Origin of the sequence: Paracoccus maritimus (assembly GCF_025195095.1) — a bacterium.
GTDB lineage: Bacteria > Pseudomonadota > Alphaproteobacteria > Rhodobacterales > Rhodobacteraceae > Paracoccus > Paracoccus maritimus.
Genome location: NZ_JANAVZ010000001.1, coordinates 109288 through 131842, shown reverse-complemented (window position 1 = coordinate 131842; position 22555 = coordinate 109288). Strand labels below are relative to the sequence as shown.

Sequence of the window (22555 nt, the reverse complement as noted above, 5' to 3'; positions counted from 1 at the left end):
TTGCCTTACCGCGATCCCCGTCCATGGGCCGCAGTGATCAGCCAATCACCAGCCCGATCGCCGCGCCAGCGACCAGCGACAGACCCGCGACCAGCCAGACGGGGATGTCGGGCCTCGTCTGGGGTTGCGGATTGCGATCCTCGGGGTGTGCGCGTTCCCACAGGGCCTGTTCCACAATCCGCGGCAACAGCGGACCAAAGCGGCCGACCGTCTGCGCGACCTTGGCCATATCACCGGCAAGTGCGCGCGGACCAAGATTTGACTTGATATAGTCCGATACGACCGGGCGCGCCGCTTCCCAGATGTTCAGTTGCGGATCAATCGAGCGGGCAACACCCTCGACCACGACCATGGTGCGCTGCAGCAGGATAAGCTGTGTCTGGGTCCGCATTCCGAAACGTTCGGTCACCTCGAACAGATAGGCCAGAAGATTGGCCATCGAGATCCGCGACGCATCAGCCCCGAAGATCGGTTCGCCCACGGCACGCAGGGCGCGGGCGAACTGCGCTTCGTCGCGGTCGCGCGGAACATAGCCGGCCTCGAAATGCACCCTCGCAACGCGCCGGTAGTCGCGCTGGATGAAGCCCATCAGGATCTCGGCATAGACGCGGCGGGTATATTCGTCGATCTCGCCCATGATCCCGAAATCATACGCGATCACGTCGCCATTGCGCGCCACCTTCAGATTGCCGTGATGCATGTCCGCGTGAAAGAAACCGTCCCTCAGCGCGTGCTGCAGGAACAGCTGAATCACGCGCGTCGCGATATGGGTCACGTCATGGCCGGCGGCGATCAACGCCTGCGGGTCGCCCATCGGCAACCCCTCGGCCCAGTCCGCGGTCAGAACGCGCCGTCCCGACAGATGCCAATGCGGCGCCGGGATCTGGAAATTCGCGTCCTCGCGGGTGTTCTCGGCAAATTCGGATGCCGCCGCCGCCTCAAGCCGCATGTCCTGTTCACCGGTGACGACGCTTTCGAAATGGCTGACGACATCGCGCGGGCGCAGGCGCCGACTGCCGGGCGACAACGCCTCGATGATCGAGGCGGCGAAGTGAAATGCGTCGATATCCCTGCGGAACGCGGCACCGATTCCCGGACGCAGAACCTTGACCGCGACCTCTTGCCCGTTTTCGCGGATTCGGGCGCGATGCACCTGCGCGATCGACGCCGCGGCCACGGGTTCGGAAAACTCGGAAAACAGGGCATCCACGGGCTGGCGCAGCTCGGCCTCGACGATCTCCTTGGCGATCGGGGTCGGAAAGGGCGGCAACCGGTCCTGCAGCATGCGCAGCTGGTCGGCCAGTTCGGCGCCCACGACATCGGCGCGGGTCGAAAGGATCTGGCCGAACTTGATATAGGCCGGACCCAGCGCGGTGATGGCGCGCGTGATCGGTGGCAGATCGGGATCGCCCGCATAGCCCAGCCAGCGGAACGGCCAGCCCAGCACGCGCGCGGCCAGTCGCAGCCGGGGCGGTGCCTCCATCGCGTCCAGCACGGCGCCCATGGCGCCCGTGCGTTCGAAGGTGGCGCCTGTCCGGATCAGGCGCAGGATATTGTGCGGTCCCCGCATCTACAGCTTCCAACCCGAATGCAGCGCGGCGATGCCCATGGACAGGTTGCGATACTGCACACGGTCAAAGCCCGCCTCGCGGATCATCGCGGCAAACGCTTCCTGGTCGGGAAACTGGCGGATCGATTCGACCAGATACTGATAGCTGTCGCGATCCCCGGTCACCGCCTGACCCATCGCCGGGATCACGTTGAAGCTGTATCGGTCGTAAGCCCATTGCATTGCAGGCACCGGGATCTGGCTGAACTCCAGCACCATCAGTCGTCCGCCGGGACGCAGCACACGAAACGCCTCGGCCAGCGCGTCGGGAATGCGGGTGACGTTGCGGATGCCGAAGCTGATCGTATAGCGGTCAAAGCTGTTGTCGCCGAAGGGCAGCTTCATCGCGTCGCCGGTGACCCATGCAAGCCTGTCGGCCTTTTCCGTGGCCTCGGCGCGCTTGCGCCCCTCGACCAGCATCGATTCGGTCATGTCGCAGACGGTCACGCGCCCGCCCGGCGCGCGATCGAGAAAGCGGAAGGCGATATCGCCGGTGCCGCCGGCCACGTCCAGAAGATGCTGGCCATCGCGCGGTACAAGCCAGTCCATCATCGCGGTTTTCCAGACCCGATGGATGCCCGCGCTCATCAGGTCGTTCATCAGGTCATAGCGCGATGCGACGCTGGAAAAGACGCCGTGGACCATCCCGGCCTTGGCATCCTCGTCCACGGTCCGGAAACCGAAATGGGTTTGTCTGTTATCGCTCATGCCGCTTGCCGTTTGTCCGCCTCATCGCCAGATAGGTCCGACGCATCGCGCGCACAATGCAGGGAAAGGAAGCGGATTGCCAGAACTGCCCGAGGTCGAAACCGTCAGGCGCGGCCTTCAGCCGCATCTGCAGGGTCAGCGCATCGCGCGGGCCGAGGCACGGCGCCCGGACCTGCGCTGGCCGATGCCACCCGATCTGGTGCAGGTGCTGACCGGGGCGACGGTCACCGCACTGCGGCGGCGGTCGAAATACCTGCTGGCCGATCTGGACCGGGGCGGCACATTGCTGATGCATCTGGGCATGTCCGGGCGGATGCTGGTCGAAGGCGCGGGATTGGCCGGGTTTCACCGCGATCCGTCGATCCTGCCGCGCCATGACCATGTGGTGCTGCTGACCGAAGCCGGGACAACCATCACCTTCAACGATGCGCGCCGATTCGGCATGGTCGATCTGATCCGCGAAGGAGAATCGCATCCTCTGCTGGACCATCTTGGCCCCGAGCCGTTCGACGCGGCCTTCAGCCCCGCATATCTTGCCGCCGCCCTTTCGGGCCGGAGGGTCCCGGTGAAGCAGGCCCTTCTGGACCAGCGCATCGTGGCCGGACTGGGCAACATCTATGTCAGCGAATCGCTGTGGCGTGCCGGCATAGATCCGCGCCGCGCGGCCGGACGGATCGGTGCTGTGCGGATCGCGGCACTGGTCGGCCATATACGCGACGTTCTGACGGACGCCATCGCGGCGGGCGGGTCTTCCTTGCGCGATCATCGTCAGGCCAGTGGCGAGCTGGGCTATTTCCAGCACAGCTTCAGGGTCTATGATCGCGCGGACGCGCCCTGCCCGCGTCCCGGCTGTCCGGGCCAGATCCGCCGGATCGTGCAGTCCGGTCGGTCCAGTTTCTTCTGTCCGCGCTGCCAGCGCTGAACCCCCTTGTATGGCCAAGGCTTGGCTTTCGCGCCTCGCTGCTGCTAGGAGTCGCTGCAACGCTTCTTTGCAACGAGGTCCGGCCCTATGGCTTATGAAACCATCATCGTGGAAATTGAGGACGAGGTCGCCCTGATCCGGCTGAACCGTCCCGAGGCGCTGAACGCGCTGAACGCCACGCTTCTGGACGAGCTTTCCGCCGCGCTGACCGAAGCCGACCGGAACGACAAGGTCCGCTGCATCGTGCTGACCGGCAGCGAAAAGGCCTTCGCCGCGGGCGCCGACATCAAGGAAATGGCGCAGAAAAGCTTTGTCGATGCCTATGGCGGTGACCTGTTCGGACCACAGATCGACACGATCAGCCGCATCCGCAAGCCGATCATCGCAGCCGTCAGCGGCTATGCCTTGGGCGGCGGATGCGAGCTTGCGATGGCCTGCGATTTCATCATCGCCGCCGAGAATGCCAAGTTCGGCCAGCCCGAAATCAATCTGGGCGTGATCGCCGGCATCGGCGGCACCCAGCGCCTGACCCGATTCGTCGGCAAGTCCAAGGCCATGGACATGAATCTGACGGGCCGTTTCATGGATGCCGCAGAAGCCGAAAGATCGGGCCTTGTCAGCCGCGTCGTGCCGACGCCCAAGCTGGTCTCCGAAGCATTGTCGGCGGCGCGCAAGATCGCCGAGAAATCGCAGATCTCGGTCATGGCAGCCAAGGAATCGGTCAACCGGTCCTATGAGACGACTCTGCGCGAGGGTTTGCTGTTCGAACGTCGCGCGTTCCAGTCGATGTTCGCGACCGAGGACCAGAAGGAAGGCATGGCCGCGTTCCTTGAAAAACGCGAGGCGCAGTTCCGCGACCGCTGATTTTCCGGCTTTTCTTTTCTATCCGGCTGATCTATATGCCCACGCTTACATGCGCGTGGGCCCGCTTAGGCAAGAATCATGTCCAGCCCGGACCGGGGCTGGTGCTTGGGTCTTTTGCGCGATCGAAACGACAAAGACCCGAACAGGAGCCCAGACATGGCCAACACGCCCCAGTCCAAAAAGCGCGCCCGCCAGATCGAGCGCCGCACCGACGTCAACAAAGCCCGCCGCTCGCGCATCCGCACCTTCCTGCGCAAGGTCGAGGAAGCGATTGCCTCGGGCAATGCAGATGCCGCCCAGGAAGCCCTGAAAAGCGCGCAGCCCGAACTGATGCGCGGCGTCACCAAAGGTGTGATTCACAAGAATACTGCAGCGCGGAAAATCTCGCGTCTGTCGTCGCGCGTGAAGGCGATTTCGGCGGCTTGAACATCACCGCTCGCGGCGCCGAAAAACGCCGCGAATTGGCCCTTAAAGGCCCCGAATCTCATACCGGGCGTGCGCTTCTGGCGCGCGCCCGTTTGCATTTCTGCGAGCGCGAGATCCGTTAATAAATCATTAATTTTCAATGCCCTCATGATTTTTGTCTGAGGAGTCAAGGACATCAGAGATTCGATCAGACAAAGATTGTGTCAAGCGCATAGTTCGGTTGCAGCTTCGCTGTGGCTGTTGCTAGTTTCAGCCTGCGATTCACGTCGCTTTGGGGGACAGGCCACAGCCTGCAGGATCCTTGGATCACCGCAAGCCAGGCCGGGCGACGAAGCAGAGACAACTCTCTTCTGCCCTCGGGTTCTGCGAAGACCGGCTGCCACCGGTTTTTGCAGGCTCCGTGTCTAGTGTTCTGAACGGGCTGACGCCCACGCATGTGACCATCTTCGGTCGCACGGGTGTGCTGTTGCCGTTTGTCCCCTGCCGCGCGCGAACGCTGTCCCGTCGAAACACGGCGGGGGCTGGGGACAGGACAAACAGGGCAATGATGATGGAAGAAATCTGGGGGCAGGCATGCGTGGAACTGGAAAAGAGTGTCGGGCCGAATAACTTCAACCATTGGATCAAGCCCCTGCGTCTGACCGCGCTGGAAGACGGGGTGGCACGCTTCGCCAGCCCCACGCGCTTTGTGTCCGACTGGGTGAACCGGCATTTCGCCGACGACATCATGGGCCAGCTGAACCGCGTAGGCCCGTCCTCGATCGAGCGTCTGCGCTTTGAGGTCGTCCCCTCGGCCCCGGCGAATGGCCGGGCTCGCCCGGGCGCTGCCCGCCCCGAGCGCGACGATGCGGCCCACGCGACACCCTCTGCCGCCACGGTTCGCCCGAAGGTTCGCCCTGATCTGTGCGCACCGCTGGACCCGCGCTATACCTTTGGAAATTTCGTTGTCGGCAAACCCAACGAGCTGGCCCACGCTGCCGCGCGCCGTGTGGCCGAGGGCGGTCCCGTCGGGTTCAACCCGCTGTTTCTGTATGGCGGCGTCGGCTTGGGTAAGACCCACCTGATGCACGCAATCGCGCACGACTATCAAAGCCGCCACCCGTCGGCGCAGGTGCTTTATCTATCCGCCGAACAGTTCATGTATCGTTTCGTCCAAGCGTTGCGCGAAAGCTCGATCATGGATTTCAAGAGCATGTTCCGCAATGTGAACATGCTGATGGTCGATGACGTGCAGTTCATCGCCGGCAAGGACAGCACGCAGGAAGAATTCTTCCACACATTCAATGCGCTGGTCGATCAGGGCAAGCAGATCGTCATTTCCGCCGACCGCGCGCCGGCCGAGATCAAGGGCCTTGAAGAGCGCATCAAGTCGCGCCTCTCCTGCGGGCTGATCGTGGATCTGCATCCCACCACCTACGAACTGCGCCTGGGCATCCTGCAATCCAAGACCGAGGCCTTCCGCCGGAAAGACCCCGAGGTCCGCATCGGTGACGGCGTGCTGGAATTCCTGGCCCACCGGATCAGCACCAACGTCCGGGTCCTGGAAGGCGCGCTGCAACGGCTGTTTGCCCATGCCAGCCTGCTGCGCCGCGAGATCACCCTGGAAGTGGCGCAGGAATGCCTGGCCGACATCCTGCGCACCAACGATCGCAAAGTCAGCATCGACGACATCCAGCGCAAGGTGGCCGAGCATTACAACATCCGGCTGGCCGACATGATCGGCCCAAAGCGGTCCCGCAATGTCGCGCGTCCGCGCCAGATCGCGATGTATTTGTCCAAGCAGATGACGAGCCGCAGCCTGCCCGATATCGGCCGCCGCTTCGGCGGGCGCGACCACACCACGATCATGCACGGCGTCCGCAAGATCGAGGAGCTTTCGGTCGAGGATAATGGCCTCGCCGAGGACATCGCGATGCTGAAGCGGCTACTGCAGGCATAACTCCCGTGCACCCCGAATGAAATCCTTGTGACCGCCTTGCCGGGCGGTTACAAAACAGGTCCGATGCAGGGGCCTGAAAGGCCGACAGGGACAGGGAAAAGCGATGAAATTCTCGATCGAGCGCGCCGTTCTGGTCAAAGCCGTCTCGCAGGCCCAATCGGTGGTCGAACGCCGCAACACCATTCCGATCCTTGCGAATGTGCTGATCGAAGCTGGCGAGAGCGGCGTCAGCTTCCGCGCCACCGATCTGGACACCGAGGTGGTGGACCGCGCCGCCGCGCAGGTCGAACGTCCCGGCGCGACGACCGTCAGCGCCGTGATGCTGAACGAGATCGCCCGCAAGCTGCCCGACGGGGCGTTGGTCGCGATCGCTTCGGACGATGCGGCAGGACGGCTGAACGTGCAGGCGGGGCGGTCAAATTTCAGCCTTGCCACGTTGCCGCGCGAGGATTTCCCGGTCATGGCCTCGACCGAATACATCGCCAATTTCAGTGCTCCGGCGAAGGTTCTGAGGCGGCTGTTCGACAAGTCGAAGTTCGCGATCTCGACCGAAGAGACGCGGTATTACCTGAATGGCGTCTACATGCATGTTGCGCAGACCGAGGACGGTCCCGGCCTGCGCTGCGTGGCGACCGACGGCCATCGTCTGGCGCGCATCGACGCGGCGCTGCCCGCGGGTGCAGAAGACATGCCGGGCGTCATCGTGCCCCGCAAGACTGTCGCCGAGCTGCGCAAGCTTCTGGACGACGATGATGCCGACATTGCCGTGTCGGTCAGCGAAACCAAGGTGCGCTTCGCAACGCCGACGATCACCCTGACATCGAAGGTGATCGACGGCACCTTCCCCGATTACAGCCGGGTGATTCCCTCTGGGAACACCCGCAAACTGGAAGTGGATGCCAGCGATTTCGCCCGCGCCGTGGACCGCGTGGCGACCGTCAGCAGCGAACGTTCGCGCGCGGTCAAGCTGGCGCTGGATGCCGACAGGCTGATCCTGTCGGTGAACGCCCCCGACGCGGGTGCCGCCGAGGAAGAGCTGATCGTGGCCTACGCCGACGATCCGCTGGAAATCGGCTTCAACGCGAAATACCTGCAAGAGATCGCCAGCCAGGTCGATCGCGACAACGCGGTGTTCCTGTTCAACGGCTCGGGCGATGCCGCGCTGATCCGCGAGGGCAGCGATCAAAGCGCGGTCTATGTCGTCATGCCGATGCGCGTGTGACGCTAAGCCGGCTGTCGCTGGCGCAGTTCCGATCCTGGCCACGGCTGGAACTGGATCTGGACCGGCATCCCCTTGCGATCTTCGGCCCGAACGGTTCGGGCAAGACCAATATCCTTGAAGCCGTGTCGATGCTGGCGCCAGGCCGCGGATTGCGCGCCGCCGCCGCACCCGATCAGGCGCGACAGGGCAAGGACGCCGGGTGGCGGATCCGGGCGCAGATCGGCGACCGCCAGGTCGAGACCACCGCCGAACCGGGCGCCCGGCGCGTTGTCAGCATCGACGAAAAGCCTACCGCCCAGACCGCCCTTGCAAGTCTGGTCCGGATCATCTGGCTGGTGCCCGCGATGGACCGGTTATGGACCGATCCGCCGGAAACACGGCGCCGGTTTCTGGATCGCGTGACGCTGAGCCTGTCGCCCGATCATGCGGAACTTGCGCTGACCTATGACAAGGCGATGCGCGAACGGAACCGGTTGCTGAAGGATCAGGTCGGCGATCCCGGCTGGTATCGGGCGCTGGAATCGCAGATGGCCGCAGCCGGCGCGGCGCTGACCCGCAATCGGCAGGCCGCCTTGGGCGCGATCATGGCCGCGCAGGACGAATCGGCAACCGGCTTTCCGGCCGCGCAACTGACGCTGCTGGCCGGCGAGGGGCAGGCTGACGACGCCGACCCGGACAGCATCGCCGACCGGCTTTCGTCGATGCGGCCGCGCGATCTGGCCGCCGGCCGCAGCCTCAGCGGTCCGCATCGCGCCGATCTGGGTGCAAGCTGGGGTCCGCAGCAGATGCCGGCGGCCCTGTCCTCGACGGGCGAGCAGAAGGCGCTGTTGTTATCGCTGATCCTGGCCAATGCGCGCGCGCTGTCAGCGCAGCCCGTGGTGCTGTTGCTGGACGAGGTGGCGGCCCATCTGGACGCCGACCGGCGCGCCATGCTGTATGACCAGATCTGCCACTTGCCCGCGCAGACCATGCTGACGGGGACCGGCCCGGAACTTTTCGACGCTTTCGGCGCCCGCGCCCGGCGGCTGTCGATTCACAAGGATGACGGTGCTTCGCGCGCCAAAGAGGGAACCGAATGACGCTGACCGCCGAATCGATCTGGCTTTATGCGGGCGCGATGGTCGCGATCTGGCTGACTCCGGGTCCCGTCTGGGTCGCGATCATGGCGCGCGCGCTGGCATCGGGGTTTCGGGGGGTCTGGCCGCTGGGACTTGGCGTCGCGATCGGCGACATGATGTGGCCGATGATCGCGATCTTCGGTCTGGCGGTCGTCGTGGGGCAGCACGCCGCATTGATGATCGGCCTGCGCTGGGTCGCGGCGCTGGTCTTCGTTGGGATGGGAATCGTGCTGCTGCGCCACGCCAACCAGCCGGTCGAACGTGATCAACGCCTGACACGGCGCGGCAGATGGGCGGGTTTTTCCGCCGGCCTGCTGGCGATTGCCGGCAATCCCAAGGCCGCGCTGTTCTATGTGGGCGTCCTGCCGGGGTTCTTCGACGTCGCCCACATCTCTGCCGCGGATGTGGCCGTGATCGTGGCAATGTCCACAACGATCCCCTTCGTGCTGAATCTTGCGATGGGCGCGGCGGTCAGCGCGGCGCGCGCCCGGCTTGCCACCCCGTCGGGGCTGCGCCGGATGAACCTGGTCTCGGGCGCGCTGCTGATCGTCGTCGGATGCGTCATCGCGGCAGGCCAGCTGATGGCCGGCTAAAGCAGCCATTCGATCGGCAGCAGGTTCAGGACATAGACCAGGACGCGGTTGCCGACTCCCAATCCGGGCTCGTGCTCGTGCAGCTGTTCACGGCCCTGACCGTCTGGCGACCGCCAGACCATCGCGCCGTCCCGCGTCAGCACCGGCTGGAAGCTGCGCGGGATCAGCCGGTCGGTCATCGCCTTGGTCCCCGAGGCCGCGATCGCGGGGCTTTCGATCAGGAAACCCATCTCGCAGTTCAGCAGGGCCGATCGCGGGTCGAAGTTGAACGACCCGATGAACACCCGCGCATCATCGACCGAGAAGGTCTTGGCATGCAGCGATCCGCCCGAAAGCCCCGAGGATCCCAGCTCGGCGCGACCTTGGGGCTGATCTTCCAGCGGCTTCAGTTCGTACAGTGATACGCCTGCCTCAAGCAGTTCGCGGCGATATTTGACATAGCCCGCATGAACCATCGGCACGTCGGTTGCCTGCCATGAATTCGTCAGGATCCGGACCCTGCGCCCGTCTTGCGCCAATCCCGAAAAGAACGCTGCCCCCGCCTTGCCCGGAACGAAATAGGCCGAGATGAGGTCAAGATTGCTGTCCACCTGCCGGATGATCCGCGCTAACCGCGTGATCATCAACTGATCACGATCGACCCGTCCGATCCCCTTGGCCGGATCATCGGCCACGACCCGCACGGCCGTCCATTCCAGATCGGCGCTGCCCCGGCTCAGCCGCTCGGCGGCGGTGATGTCCTGTTCCGGGGCGGGCGGCATCTCTGCGATCGCCCGATCCAGCGCATCGATGTCGCCCGGCCCGTCAATGACCTGTTCCAGCGCCAGCACCGGCTGGCTGTTCCAGTAGTCGTCAAAGATCGAGGTGGTATCGCCGACCACCGTCCCGACACCCAGCACATCCAGATCCAGATAGGCCGGAACGTCGCCGACCGCGAAATACTCGTCGCCGATATTGCGCCCGCCGACGATCGCCGCCGCGCCATCGACGATGAAGGCCTTGTTGTGCATGCGCCGGTTCATCCGCAGCGGATACAGGACATATCCCAGCATCTTCGGCCGACGCACGGTGGACGGGTTGAACAGCCGCACGCTGAAATTCGGCATCGCGTTCAGCGCCGCCAGAACCGGATCCATCCCGGCGATGCCATTGTCGTCCAGAAGCAGGCGGACGCGGACGCCACGTTGCGCCGCACGCCGCAGCGCATCCAGAAGAAGCATCCCCGACGCATCGTCGTGCCAGATGTAATACATCGCGTCGATCGAGCGTTCGGCCGCATCCGCCAGCTTCAACCTGCTAAGCAGCGCGCCCTGCCCGTCGGCCAGCGGCAGGACGCCGCTTTGTCCGGGATGCCCGTCCAGCGCCTCTTGCGCGCGTGGCGCCAGAGTGGTGGTGGGATCGAAGGCAAGGGCGGTTTGGGACGGCCGATCCTCGGCGTTTGGAACCGCGAACACGGCCCGTGCGGCCAGCCATGTCAGCAGCAGCAGCACAAGACCGGCCGCCAGCCATTTCAGCCACACCATCCCGTGCCTCCGATGCCATGCAGCGCCGATCATCCACGGCTGCGTGACGATGCGCAAGAAAAACGGCGATTGGCATGATTCGGCCGGAAAAATCATGCGATTGCCGTGACTTTACCGCTGCGACGGCATATATCGTCACAAGAACGACAGGAACAATCTCACATGACCGAAGCAGCCTCGCAGCCCGCCGAATACGGCGCCGATTCCATCAAGGTTCTCAAGGGACTGGAGGCGGTGCGCAAACGGCCCGGCATGTATATCGGGGATACCGACGATGGCAGCGGCCTGCACCACATGGTCTATGAGGTCGTCGATAACGGCATCGACGAGGCGCTGGCCGGGCATGCCGACTATGTGAAGGTCAAGATCCACGCCGACAACAGCGTTTCGGTACGCGACAATGGCCGCGGCATCCCCGTCGAGATGCACAAATCCGAAGGCGTCAGCGCGGCCGAGGTCATCATGACCCAGCTGCACGCGGGCGGGAAATTCGACCAGAACAGCTACAAGGTGTCGGGCGGCTTGCACGGCGTGGGCGTGTCCGTCGTGAATGCGCTGTCGGACTGGCTGGAACTGCGCATCTGGCGGAACGGCCAGGAACATTACGTCCGCTTCGAACATGGCGACACGGTCGAACATCTGCGCGTGGTCGGCGATGCCCCCGGCCAGACGGGAACCGAGGTGCGGTTCATGGCGTCGGCCAAGACGAACCACCCGGAGGGCACGTTCAGCAATCTGGACTATGTGTTCAAGACGCTGGAAAACCGCCTGCGCGAACTGGCCTTCCTGAACAGCGGCGTGCGGATCATCCTTGAGGACGAACGCCACGCCGAGGTCCAGAAGACCGAACTGTTCTACGAAGGCGGCGTGCGGGAATTCGTGAAGTTCCTCGACCGTTCAAAGACCCCGGTCATGCCCGAGCCGATCTTCATGACCGGCGAGAAGAACGGGATCGGGGTCGAGGTCGCGATGTGGTGGAACGACAGCTACCACGAGACCGTGCTGCCCTTTACCAACAACATCCCGCAACGTGACGGCGGCACCCACATGGCGGGGTTCCGCGGCGCGCTGACGCGGGTGATCAACGGCTATGCCCAGTCATCGGGTATCGCCAAGCGCGAGAAGGTGGATTTCACCGGCGACGATGCCCGCGAAGGGCTGACCTGCGTGCTGTCGGTCAAGGTGCCCGACCCCAAATTCTCCAGCCAGACCAAGGACAAGCTGGTCTCCTCCGAGGTGCGTCCGGCGGTCGAAAGCCTTGTGGGCGAGAAACTGGCTGAATGGTTCGAGGAAAATCCGACCGAAGCCAAGCAGATCGTCGGCAAGATCATCGAGGCCGCGCTGGCGCGCGAAGCGGCGCGCAAGGCCCGGGAGCTGACCCGGCGCAAGACCGCGATGGACGTGGCGTCGCTGCCGGGCAAACTGGCCGATTGCCAGGAAAAGGATCCGTCGCGTTCCGAATTGTTCATCGTCGAGGGGGACTCGGCGGGCGGATCAGCCAAGCAGGGCCGGTCGCGTCAGAACCAGGCGGTGTTGCCGTTGCGCGGCAAGATCCTGAACGTCGAACGCGCCCGTTTCGACAGGATGCTGGGCAGCGACCAGATCGGAACGCTGATCACCGCGCTGGGAACCGGGATCGGTCGGGACGAATTCAGCCTTGCCAAGCTGCGCTATCACAAGATCGTCATCATGACCGACGCAGATGTGGACGGCGCCCATATCCGCACGCTGCTGCTGACTTTCTTCTTCCGGCAGATGCCTGAACTGATCGAGGCCGGGCATCTCTATATCGCGCAGCCGCCGCTGTACAAGGTCGGGCGGGGACGATCCGAGGTGTATCTGAAGAACGAGGCCGCGCTGGAGGACTATCTGATCCAGCAAGGAATCGAGGGCGCGGCCCTGCGTCTGGTCTCGGGCGAGGACATCACCGGCAACGACTTGGCGCGGGTCGTCGATGACGCCCGGACGGTCCGGCGAATCCTGCGCACCTATCCGACCCATTATCCACCCCACATCACCGAACAGGCGGCCATCGCTGGCGCGCTGGTGCCGGGCCGGATCGACGCGGATGCGCAAGCCGTCGCCTCGGGTGTCGCCGCGCGCCTTGACATGATCGCCGAAGAATATGAACGCGGCTGGCAGGGGCGGCCGACGCAGGATGCCGGTATCCGGCTGACGCGCACCCTGCGCGGGGTCGAGGAAATCCGCACGCTGGACGGCCAGATGCTGCGCAGCGCGGAAAGCCGTCGCCTAGGCGAGATGACCGGCACGCTGCAGGATATCTATTCCCAGCCCGCACAGTTGATCCGCAAGGACCGCGACCAGCCCATCCACGGTCCGCTGGGGCTGCTGGCGGCGATCTTCATGGAGGGGGAAAAGGGTTTGTCGCTGCAGCGCTACAAGGGTCTGGGCGAGATGAACCCGGATCAGTTGTGGGAAACGACCTTGGACCCCGGCGCACGCACGATGCTGCAGGTTCGAATCGAGGACGTGGCCGAAGCCGAAGACCTGTTCACGAAGCTGATGGGCGACGTGGTCGAACCGCGCCGCGAATTCATCCAGCAGAACGCGTTGAGTGTGGCGAACCTGGACACCTGAGAGCTGATCGCCGGACTGTTGTAGATGTGCCGCGCACGCCATTATTTCCTTGGTTAACGCGGGCATCCGAACGGTTTTGGCTTCATTCGGACGGCGGTCACGCTGTATGATTACATTGACTTCTAAAAACGTGCCGGTCACCGGTCGCGTCACATTGTAGATCCAAGGACCGATTCGATGTTCAATAAATTCGCCCCCGCCATCCTAGCAGCTTCGGTCGCGGCCTTGGCATCGCCCGCGTTTTCGGGCGGTTTTATTGCCCCTGTGACGGAAACGCCCGTGGTTCCGCCTGTCGCCGCACCCGCGCCTGCCAATGACTGGTCGGGAGCCTATGCCGGTCTCAGCGCGGGCTATGTGTTTGGCAGCGATGATCGCGTGGGTATCAGCGATTCCACCGACACGCTTTTGACGTCGCCCGATTCGGTTGACATTTCCGGTGCGACCTATGGTCTGCACGCCGGATATCGCTGGCAGCGCGAGGTCAGTGGCCGCCAGGTTGTATTCGGTCCCGAACTGGCATTCGAAGGCAGCAGCGCAGACGACAGCTTCACGACCAACGGCACCGAAGCATCCAACGAGATGAAGAAGCTTCTGTCGCTGCGCTTCAAGACCGGCGTTCTCAACGCGGCGCAGAACACCCTTTTCTATGGCAGCGTCGGCATTTCGCGCGGGGAGTTCGACTATCAGGTAGATGGCGCGCCCTTCGCACCGATGGATTATTCGGACACGTTCCGCGCCAATGCGTGGTCGGTCGGCCTTGGCGTAGAACGTAAAGTCACCGAGCGCATGTCGGTATTCGGTGAATGGGAGTATCGCGACTTCGGCAAGACCACGCTGACCGACGCCGCCGGATATCACACAGAAGCCACGCCTGAACATCATTCGCTGAAGCTTGGCGTGAATTTCAGCTTCTGATCGCTCAGGCAAGCGGGAATCCCGAGGGTCGGCGCTTTCAAGCGTCGGCCCTTTTCTATTTCCGCCCAGTCAGAACCGGCGACCTGCAGGATTGCGGCGCCCTCGAGAGGGTTGCGCGTCAGACCGTTGCAGCGGCACTGCCATCGCCCGGCTCGCGCAGGCCACTGCAAGCCCGTCCGGCACCAGACGGGTCAATGCAGGATCTTGCGCGATCAGCCCGCCCGTATAGGCCCCGAAGGCGGGCAGGATCAGGTGATCCGATCCGATCAGGAAACAGCGACGCCGTTCACCTGCCAGGCGAATGCACGGATGATAATGCCCCGACACATCCGGTCCGGCGCCCGCCTCGTGGCGCAGGGTCAGAAGGTCCCGCCACTCGGGATGTGTCTCGCCCGGCAGCCCTGCACCGACCGGCGCGGGGTCGTGATTGCCACTGATCCAAAGCCACTCGCGCCCCTGCGCCATTACCCAGATGCGTTCGCGCACCGCATCGCTCAGCGCCGCCCGGGCGGCGTCGTCGTCGAACCCGTCGCCCAGGCTGACCACGCAGGCCGGGTCGGTTGCCGCGATCTCTGCCTGCAGACGGTCCAGCGTCGCCTGTACCTCGTAGGGCGGCAGCAGCGCGCCGCCGCGACGGGCGATGCGTTCGGATTTCCCCAGATGCAGGTCGGCGACGATCAGCCAGCGCCGCGCGGGCCAGAACAGCGCGCCCGATGGCCGCGCCTGCAGCGATTGCCCGTCAAAGTCGAACATGTAGGACGTCACGCCAACCCTGCCTCCGCCATCAAGGCCGCCGCTTCTTCCTCGGCCAGGCGCTCGCGTCCCTGCCCCGCGATCGGCACCCGGCCGACCTCCAGCAGCAGCGGCGCGGCCAAGGGGGTCACCCGGTCCAGCATCCGGTGATCGTGCTGCGGCGAATGGTTCAGCATGTCCTCGATGCGGTCGAAATCCACAAGGCCCCGCCGCGCCTCATCCGCGGTGATCCGCAACAGCAAATGGCCGGGATCGTATCTGCGCAGCGTGTCATACAGGATGTCGCTGGAAAACGTCGCCTGCCTGCCGGATTTTCGCTGGCCCGGCAGGTTCCGCTGGATCAACCCGGCGATGGTGGCCGCGCTGCGAAAGCTGCGCTTCATCACCGCGTTCCCGGCAAGCCAGTCACCCAGGCCATCGCGCAATGCGTCGCGGTCCAGCAACGGCGCGGGATCGGTGACCGGGTCCAGCGACCAGATCAGCAGCGCGTAGTCGGTGGACAGAAATCCCAGCGGACCCAGCCCCGCATCCTCCATCGTCCGGGTCATCAACAGGCCAAGGGTCTGCAACGCGTTCCGCCCGGCAAAGCCATACAGCGCGAAATGCCAACGGCCCATATGGGGAAAGCTTTCGCTGACCAGCACGCCATCACGCGGCAGCGCGCTGATCCGTGCCTGCAGGTCCAGCCAGTCGCGGGTGGTGTCGGGCAAGATATCATGCCGCGCGGGATCGCCGATCAGCGCCTGCACGCGATGTGAAAGCTGGGTGGATGTGGCCATCTTGACGCCCGAGAAGACAGCGATCTTGGGCTGTTTCGTCGGCTGTTTGGTCACCTCGACCACCATCTCGCGCAGCCCCTCGTATCGCACCGTCTGGCCGCCGATCAGAAAGCTGTCGCCGGGTTCAAGACTGGCGGCGAACGCCTCTTCAACCTCACCCAACGGGGCGCCCCCGCGTCCGCGCAGCCGCACCTTCAGCATCTCGGCCTCGACGATGGTGCCGACATTCATTCGCAGATCGCGCGCCGCACGAGGATCTCGCAGCCGCCACAGCCCGTCGCGCTGCATCAGGCGCTGCCAGCGGTCATAGGCCCGCAGCGCGTACCCGCCGGTCGCGGCGAAATCCAGACAGGCGTCGAAATCCGCGCGCGACAGCCCGCGATATGGTCCCGCACCACACACTTCGTGGAACAGGTGATCGGCGTCGAACGGCCCTGCACAGGCGGTCAGCAGCATATGCTGGCACAGCACATCCAGCGGTCCGGGGCCACGGGGATCGCCGTCCAGATCGCGTTCGGCAACGGCCTGCAAGGCGGCGACGCATTCGATCACCTCGAAGCGATTGGCGGGCACGATCCGCGCGCGCGACGGCGCGTTATAACGATGGTTCGCCCGGCCGATCCGCTGGACCAGCCGCTTGACGTTCTTTGGCGCACCGACCTGAATCACCAGATCGACCGCTCCCCAGTCGATGCCCAGATCAAGGCTGCCCGTCGCCACCACGGCCCGCAACTGTCCCGCCGCCATCGCGGCCTCGACCCGTTGGCGCGCCTCGCGTGCAAGGCTGCCGTGATGCAGCCCGATGGGCAGGTTTTCGTCATTCGCGGCCCACAACGCCTGAAAGAACAGCTCGGCCTGCGCGCGGGTGTTGATGAAGATGATCGTGGTGTTGGCGGCCTTGATTTGCGCCAGCACCTCGGGGATCGCATAGTGACCGCCGCCACCCGCCCATGGCGCGGGCCGCGCGGTCGGCAGCATGGCAATGTCGGGATCAGGGCCGGGATCTGCATTGATCACACGGGCGCCGCCCATGAAGGCTGCCAGCGAACGGGGATCCTCGACGGTGGCCGACAGACCGGTGACGGTCAGATCCGGGGCAAGCGTCCTCAACCGCGCCAGACCCAGCATCAGCTGATCGCCGCGCTTGCTTTCAGCCAGGGCGTGCAACTCGTCCAGAACCACGCGTTTCAGCCCGCCGAAGATCGCCGGAGCCTGTTCATAGGACAGCATCAATGCCAACGATTCCGGCGTGGTCAGCAGGATGTCGGGCGGATCGACCCGCTGACGGGCGCGCTGCGCAGGCCGGGTATCGCCGGTGCGATCCTCGATCCGGATGTTCAGTCGCAGATCGGCCACGGGCCGGGCCAGATTGCGCGCGATATCCGCTGTCAGCGCCTTCAGGGGCGAGACATACAAGGTGTGCATCCCCCGATACGGGCCCCGCGACAGATCCACAAGGCTTGGCAGGAACCCGGCCAACGTCTTGCCGCCCCCGGTCGGCGCGATCAGCAGGCCGTCGCCCTGCGCGTTCAGCAGATCGACCTGATGCGGGTGGGGCTGCCAGCCCTGACGCGCGAACCAGTCCCGAAACGAAGCCGGCAGCGTCACGGCAACATCGCTTTCAGCGTCTCAAGGACATCGGCTTCTGCCGCGGGCTTATCCCAGCGGATTCGGCTGATCCGGGGAAAGCGCATCGCGACGCCGGATTTGTGGCGCCCGGATTCGTTCAGCCCTTCGAACGCGACCTCCAGCACAAGTTTCGGCGCGACGGCGCGCACCGGACCGAACCGATCGACGGTGTTGTTGCGCACGAAACGGTCAAGTTCGCGCAACTCTTCGTCCGTGAAGCCAAAATAGGCCTTGCCGACGGGCACCAGTTCCGGCCCGTCCCACAGTCCGAAGGTAAAATCGCTGTAGAAGCCGGACCGTTTCCCGTGGCCACGCTGCGCGTAAAGCAGGACCGCATCGACCAGTCTGGGATCGCGCTTCCATTTGAACCACGGCCCGCGCGGACGGCCGCCGACATAGGCACTGTCGCGGCGCTTCAGCATCACGCCCTCGATCACCTGACTGGGCGGGTCGGCACGCAACGCGGCCAGATCTTCCCATGTCGCAAAATCCAGCAGAGGCGACACGTCGATCCGATCGCTGCCGAAATCAGCCCTGTCCAGCACCGCGCGGCGTTCGGCAAAAGGCAGATCGCGCAGATCGCGACCCTGCCAGATCATCAGGTCATACAGCCGCAACCCGGCAGGATGGCTGTCCAGCAGGGACTTGCCGACCGTCTTGCGGTTCAGCCGCTTCTGCAGATCGCCGAACACCGCCACCGCACCGCCGCGGCGGACCAGCAATTCGCCGTCGGCCGCACCGTCAAAGTTCAGCGCCTCGATCACATCGGGAAAACTGCCTCCGATATCCTCGCCGGTGCGGGAATACAGCCGCCGCACGCCGTCATCGTTGATCGCCTGCACACGAATACCATCCCATTTCCATTCGGCCATGTAGTCGCGCGGATCAAAACCGCGCAGCTGGTCCGCATCGACGGGGGTGGACAGCATGACGGGCCGGAACGGCGCCTTCGCGGCATGTTCGGGACGCGCGCCGCCAGCGATCCAATCGAACAGCGGCTGATATGGCGGAGTCAGCCCGTGCCAGATTTCCTCGATGTCTGCGACGCCGGGCTCGCCCATTTCGGCCAGCGCGATCCGGGCCATCCGTGCAGACAGCCCGACCCGCATATTGCCGGTCGCCAGTTTCAGGAATGCCAGACGCTGAGAGGGCCCCAGCCGGTCCAGCAGCGCGGAGATGGCCGCGGGAAGCCCGGCCTTGCCTGTCGATTGCAGCAGATCAACGGCCTCATGCAGCGGCACGTCCTGATCCACGCCATCGTGCCACAGCAACGCGATGGTCTCGGCCAGATCGCCGACGAAATCATAGGACAGGGCGAACAGCTGTTCATCGACGCGATCCGCCATCAGACCGCGCAGCAGCCCCGGCGTCACCGCCCGCAGCTTCAGATCGCCGGTCAGTGCTGCCAACGCAAATCCACGATCCGGGTCAGGTGTCGTCTCAAGATAGTGCCGCAGCAGCCGCAGCTTGGCGTTGCGCGCCGGGGTAAAGGCCAGGCGTTCCAGAAGATGCGCAAACGCCTTCATTCCGGCTCGTCCTCATAGCCGACCAGCCGCAATGGGCGGGCGGGAATCCCTTCCAGTTCGCACCAGCGCAGCAACCCGTCCTCGGCCCCATGGGTGATCCATACCTCGGACGGCGCAAGATGGCTGATAGCCGCCGTCACCTGCGGCCAATCGACATGGTCGCTGATGACCAAAGGTAATTCGACGCCTCGTTGACGTGCGCGGGCGCGAACCTGCATCCAGCCCGATGCGAAACCGATCACCGGGTCCGCGAAACGCTGCACCCAGGGCGAGGCGAAGGCCGAGGGCGGCGCGATGACCAGCTGCGCAGGCACGCGGTCTGCGGTGGCGGGGATCAGTTCGCCCAGGTCGATCCCCTGTTCGACATGGTAATCGCACAGCCGCTGCAACGCGCCGTGAATGGCGATTGGACCCTCAATCCCGGCCTGCCGCGCCAGCGCTATCAGCCGCTGCGCCTTGCCCAGCGCATAGGCCCCGATCAGGTGCGGACGGTCGGGAAATTCATCCATGCTGGCGATCAGACGCGACATCTCGGCCATCGGATCGGGATGCCTGAAGACCGGCAGGCCAAACGTCGCCTCGGTCACGAAGATATCGCAGGGAACAGGTTCGTATGGGGCGCACACGGGGTTTGGCCGACAACAGTAATCGCCCGAGACAACAATCCTGGGCCCCTTCACCGGCTGAACCGCGATCTGGGCCGATCCCAGGATATGCCCGGCAGGATGAAAGCTGACGGTCGTATCGCCGACGCGAACCGGGCCATCGGCGACCTGCGTCTCGGCGGCGAAATCTTCGCCATAGCGAATGGCCATGATGTCCAGGGTCTGCCGTGTCGCCATCACCGCGCCATGCCCGGCACGCGCATGATCGCCGTGCCCGTGCGTGATCAGCGCGCGCGCAACCGGGCGAACCGGGTCGATGAAGAAGTCTCCGGGCGGACAATAGAGGCCGGCTTCGGTAGGGTGCAGGATCTGGTCGGCGCGCATGGAACCAAGATGGCGAACATTTCGTGAAAATCAACGCGGCCAATGGTCCGCGGTTTCATTCGCGATGATTGCACGGTCCGGTGGGTGGCGGCATGTCGCGCTTCGCAGCATATTCGCGGACCAGCGACACCCGATGAGGCCGAAAACTGTCACCGGTCGGGCGCAGCGCGCGAATGCGATTCACGTGGAATACCCGGAAATCCATGCGCAGCCTGCAATGGGCCAGCAACATCAGCGTGTGCTGGGAATAGGACAGGCCAAGCGGCCAGATCACGCGCCGGCTTGGCGCATCCCTCAGGTCGGTATACTCGATGTCCAGCGCGGCCTCATTCCAGCAGGCATCCCGGATCACGGCAAGATCGACGCGCGGCGGATCACGGTCAGGTCCGGTGTCGAAGCTGCGCATGATCGCGTGCAGCGCCTGTCGCGACTGGCGCTCTGGCAATGTCGCGATGATCCGGGCCAGCGCGGCATGGGCCGCATCGGTCAGTTCCGCATCGCCGATCCGTCCAAGCGCATCCACCGCCAGCCGCAGCGCCTCGATCTCAAGCCGCGAAAAGCTTTGCGGAGGCAGCGCCGGGTCTTCCGTCAGGGTATATCCCAACCCTGCTTCTCCATCTATCAGCGCCCCGCCCGCGCGCAGCGTGGCGATATCGCGATACAGCTGGCGCTGCGACACGCCTGTTTCGTCGGCCAAACGGGCGGCGGTCAACGGCGCGGGCAGGCGGCGGAACACATCCATCAGGCGCATCAGCCGATCGGTGCGGGACATGCTGTCTCTTTCTGTCAGCAGGGGCGGGATAATTCTTGGCCATCCAACGCCAAGGAGGCAAGACATGCTGACATTCTATCATTCGCCCAACAGCCGCTCGACCAGCATCGCGCAATTGATCGAGGAGCTGGGCGTTTCCCAACAGATCAGAACGATCGAGGTCACCGTCACGCGCCAGGACGGGACCGGCGCGCGTGATCCGCGTAATCCGCACCCCGAAGGCAAGGTTCCCTATCTGACAGATGGCGAGGACTTCGTTCGCGAACGTGGCGCCATCATCCTTTACCTGACCGATCGCTTTCCAAATTCGGGGCTTGGCCGTTCCGTGGGCGATCCGCAACGCGGTCGCTACCTGTCCTGGCTGAACTGGTATCAAGGCGTGCTGGAGCCGGTCGCGATCCTTCGTTGGGCCGGCGTTGAACATCCGGCCATCCATGCGTCGCTGCGCGACTATGACACCGCGATCCAGCGCCTCGATGAGGTTCTGATCGCGCAGCCCTATCTTCTGGGCGATCGCTACAGCGCGGCGGATCTGCTTTGCGCCAGCCCGTTCGCCTGGTTCGGCGATCAGATGCCCAGAACGCCCGCGCTGCGCGACTGGGTCGCGCGCTGTCAGGATCGTCCGGCGTTGCGTCGCATGCACGACGACGCCATTGCTGGCTGAACCCTCACGCCGGAGGCGGGCGTTTGACCGGAGGCTGTCGCGACAGCTGCACCGCAAGGATGCCCGCCATGATGATTGCGACGCCCAGAATATCGCCAAGGCTCAGCTTCTCGCCCAGAAACAGCGCGGCGATCGAAACACCGAAAAACGGACTGAGAAAATGAAAGGTCGCCGCACGCACCGCGCCGATACGGCCGACCAGCTGGAACCAGACCCAGGTGGCAAGCAGACCCGGCACGACCACCGTATAGGCGAAGGCCGACACAAGGCGCGGCGTCAGGGTGACCTGCCAATCCTCGAACACGGGTGCAATCACTGCCAGCGACGCGGCACCGACCAGCATTTGCAGCCCGACAACCATCATCACATTGCCACTGCCGCTTGCGCCCCTTACCGTCAGCGTCGCGACTGCCAGGGCCAGCGCCGCCAGAAAGCCCATCGCGACACCAATGGGATCGCTGCCGCCCTGCAGCCGTGCACCCATGATGATGACGACGCCGATCAGGCCCAGCACCAGCCCGCCGATACCCATCGGCGGCAGTCTTTCCCCCAGCACCGCCCAGCCGATCGCCGCCACCATCAGCGGCATCGTCGCGGCGATGATCGAGGCCAGCCCGGCTTCGATCCATTGCATCGCGACCCAGTTCAGGCCCAGATACAGCGCGTTCTGACACAGCCCCAGAATGACCACGGCGCGCCACTGATTGCGGGTCAGCCGACGCCACGTCTCGCCCATGGCCAGGGCAATTCCGACACCGATCACGCCCGACAGTGCAAAGCGCAGCGACAGCGCCATCAGAGGCGGCGTCTCGGTGACGATCATTCGGGTGGTGGTGAAGGCCGAGGCCCACATCAGCGCAAAGCTAAAGCCCATGAAGATTGCACGCATATCCATCGGCCAAGCCCTTCTGCAGATCATGCAACGATGGGGTAGCAGAGCCCGCAAGCCGCGGAAAGACCCGGCGGCAAAGGGCTTTCACGAAAAACAAAAGGGGCCGCACCCGAT

The 22555-nt window shown here is 64.5% G+C and carries 19 protein-coding genes; 10 read left to right on the top strand and 9 right to left on the bottom strand.

The window, feature by feature from the left end:
- Window positions 1-37: 37 nt before the first annotated feature.
- Window positions 38-1570, bottom strand: a complete 1533-nt coding sequence (gene ubiB / locus MU516_RS00640; RefSeq protein ID WP_260275288.1) for a 2-polyprenylphenol 6-hydroxylase — start codon at window positions 1568-1570, stop codon at window positions 38-40.
- Window positions 1571-2317, bottom strand: coding sequence for a bifunctional demethylmenaquinone methyltransferase/2-methoxy-6-polyprenyl-1,4-benzoquinol methylase UbiE (gene ubiE / locus MU516_RS00635; protein WP_260275287.1), 747 nt, complete (start codon window positions 2315-2317; stop codon window positions 1571-1573).
- Window positions 2318-2393: 76 nt separating this feature from the next.
- On the opposite strand from ubiE, the gene mutM reads away from it, so the two are divergent.
- The 7 genes from mutM (at window position 2394) to MU516_RS00600 (ending at window position 9401) form a co-directional block, all read left to right on the top strand.
- Window positions 2394-3239 carry a bifunctional DNA-formamidopyrimidine glycosylase/DNA-(apurinic or apyrimidinic site) lyase gene (gene mutM, locus MU516_RS00630; RefSeq protein ID WP_260275286.1) on the top strand — a complete coding sequence of 282 codons (846 nt, stop codon included), beginning with the start codon at window positions 2394-2396 and terminating at the stop codon, window positions 3237-3239.
- Between the two features lie 87 nt (window positions 3240-3326).
- The gene (locus MU516_RS00625; protein WP_260275285.1) at window positions 3327-4103 is read left to right on the top strand and encodes an enoyl-CoA hydratase; all 777 of its coding nucleotides are present in this window, start codon (window positions 3327-3329) and stop codon (window positions 4101-4103) included.
- Between the two features lie 156 nt (window positions 4104-4259).
- A complete protein-coding gene (gene rpsT / locus MU516_RS00620) occupies window positions 4260-4529 on the top strand; it encodes a 30S ribosomal protein S20 (RefSeq protein WP_209054914.1) in 270 nt (89 codons plus the stop codon).
- A 547-nt stretch (window positions 4530-5076) separates the two neighbouring features.
- A complete protein-coding gene (gene dnaA, locus MU516_RS00615; RefSeq protein ID WP_260275717.1) occupies window positions 5077-6468 on the top strand; it encodes a chromosomal replication initiator protein DnaA in 1392 nt (463 codons plus the stop codon).
- 103 nt (window positions 6469-6571) lie between these two features.
- Complete coding sequence (gene dnaN / locus MU516_RS00610; protein ID WP_260275284.1) at window positions 6572-7690, top strand: DNA polymerase III subunit beta; 1119 nt, start codon at window positions 6572-6574, stop codon at window positions 7688-7690.
- Entirely contained in the window at window positions 7687-8769 is a 1083-nt protein-coding gene (gene recF, locus MU516_RS00605; protein WP_260275283.1) for a DNA replication/repair protein RecF, read from the top strand. Before dnaN ends, recF begins: the two co-directional genes overlap by 4 nt.
- Complete coding sequence (locus tag MU516_RS00600; protein WP_260275282.1) at window positions 8766-9401, top strand: LysE family translocator; 636 nt, start codon at window positions 8766-8768, stop codon at window positions 9399-9401. The genes recF and MU516_RS00600 overlap by 4 nt, the downstream gene beginning before the upstream one ends.
- Here MU516_RS00600 and MU516_RS00595 read toward each other — a convergent pair.
- Window positions 9398-10924, bottom strand: coding sequence for a phospholipase D-like domain-containing protein (locus tag MU516_RS00595; protein ID WP_260275281.1), 1527 nt, complete (start codon window positions 10922-10924; stop codon window positions 9398-9400). The genes MU516_RS00600 and MU516_RS00595 overlap by 4 nt on opposite strands.
- A gap of 162 nt (window positions 10925-11086) precedes the next feature.
- Here MU516_RS00595 and gyrB point away from each other — a divergent pair, with 162 nt between their 5' ends.
- On the top strand, window positions 11087-13522 hold the full coding sequence (gene gyrB, locus MU516_RS00590) for a DNA topoisomerase (ATP-hydrolyzing) subunit B (RefSeq protein WP_260275280.1): 2436 nt from the start codon (window positions 11087-11089) through the stop codon (window positions 13520-13522).
- Between the two features lie 177 nt (window positions 13523-13699).
- Window positions 13700-14437, top strand: coding sequence for an outer membrane protein (locus MU516_RS00585; protein WP_260275279.1), 738 nt, complete (start codon window positions 13700-13702; stop codon window positions 14435-14437).
- Window positions 14438-14506: 69 nt separating this feature from the next.
- Here the strand turns inward: MU516_RS00585 and pdeM are convergent, their stop codons facing one another.
- The 5 genes from pdeM to MU516_RS00560 are packed head-to-tail and all read right to left on the bottom strand — an operon-like array spanning window position 14507 to window position 20885.
- Window positions 14507-15202, bottom strand: coding sequence for a ligase-associated DNA damage response endonuclease PdeM (gene pdeM / locus MU516_RS00580; RefSeq protein ID WP_260275278.1), 696 nt, complete (start codon window positions 15200-15202; stop codon window positions 14507-14509).
- On the bottom strand, window positions 15199-17577 hold the full coding sequence (locus tag MU516_RS00575) for a ligase-associated DNA damage response DEXH box helicase (protein ID WP_260275277.1): 2379 nt from the start codon (window positions 17575-17577) through the stop codon (window positions 15199-15201). Before MU516_RS00575 ends, pdeM begins: the two co-directional genes overlap by 4 nt.
- Window positions 17574-19124 carry a cisplatin damage response ATP-dependent DNA ligase gene (locus MU516_RS00570; protein WP_260275276.1) on the bottom strand — a complete coding sequence of 517 codons (1551 nt, stop codon included), beginning with the start codon at window positions 19122-19124 and terminating at the stop codon, window positions 17574-17576. Before MU516_RS00570 ends, MU516_RS00575 begins: the two co-directional genes overlap by 4 nt.
- Window positions 19121-20113, bottom strand: coding sequence for a ligase-associated DNA damage response exonuclease (locus MU516_RS00565; RefSeq protein WP_260275275.1), 993 nt, complete (start codon window positions 20111-20113; stop codon window positions 19121-19123). Before MU516_RS00565 ends, MU516_RS00570 begins: the two co-directional genes overlap by 4 nt.
- Before the next feature lie 55 nt (window positions 20114-20168).
- Complete coding sequence (locus MU516_RS00560; protein WP_260275274.1) at window positions 20169-20885, bottom strand: helix-turn-helix transcriptional regulator; 717 nt, start codon at window positions 20883-20885, stop codon at window positions 20169-20171.
- A 64-nt stretch (window positions 20886-20949) separates the two neighbouring features.
- On the opposite strand from MU516_RS00560, the gene MU516_RS00555 reads away from it, so the two are divergent.
- Window positions 20950-21549, top strand: coding sequence for a glutathione S-transferase family protein (locus MU516_RS00555; protein WP_260275273.1), 600 nt, complete (start codon window positions 20950-20952; stop codon window positions 21547-21549).
- Window positions 21550-21553: 4 nt separating this feature from the next.
- On the opposite strand, the gene MU516_RS00550 is transcribed toward MU516_RS00555, so the two are convergent.
- The gene (locus MU516_RS00550; RefSeq protein ID WP_260275272.1) at window positions 21554-22444 is read right to left on the bottom strand and encodes a DMT family transporter; all 891 of its coding nucleotides are present in this window, start codon (window positions 22442-22444) and stop codon (window positions 21554-21556) included.
- Window positions 22445-22555: the final 111 nt, after the last annotated feature.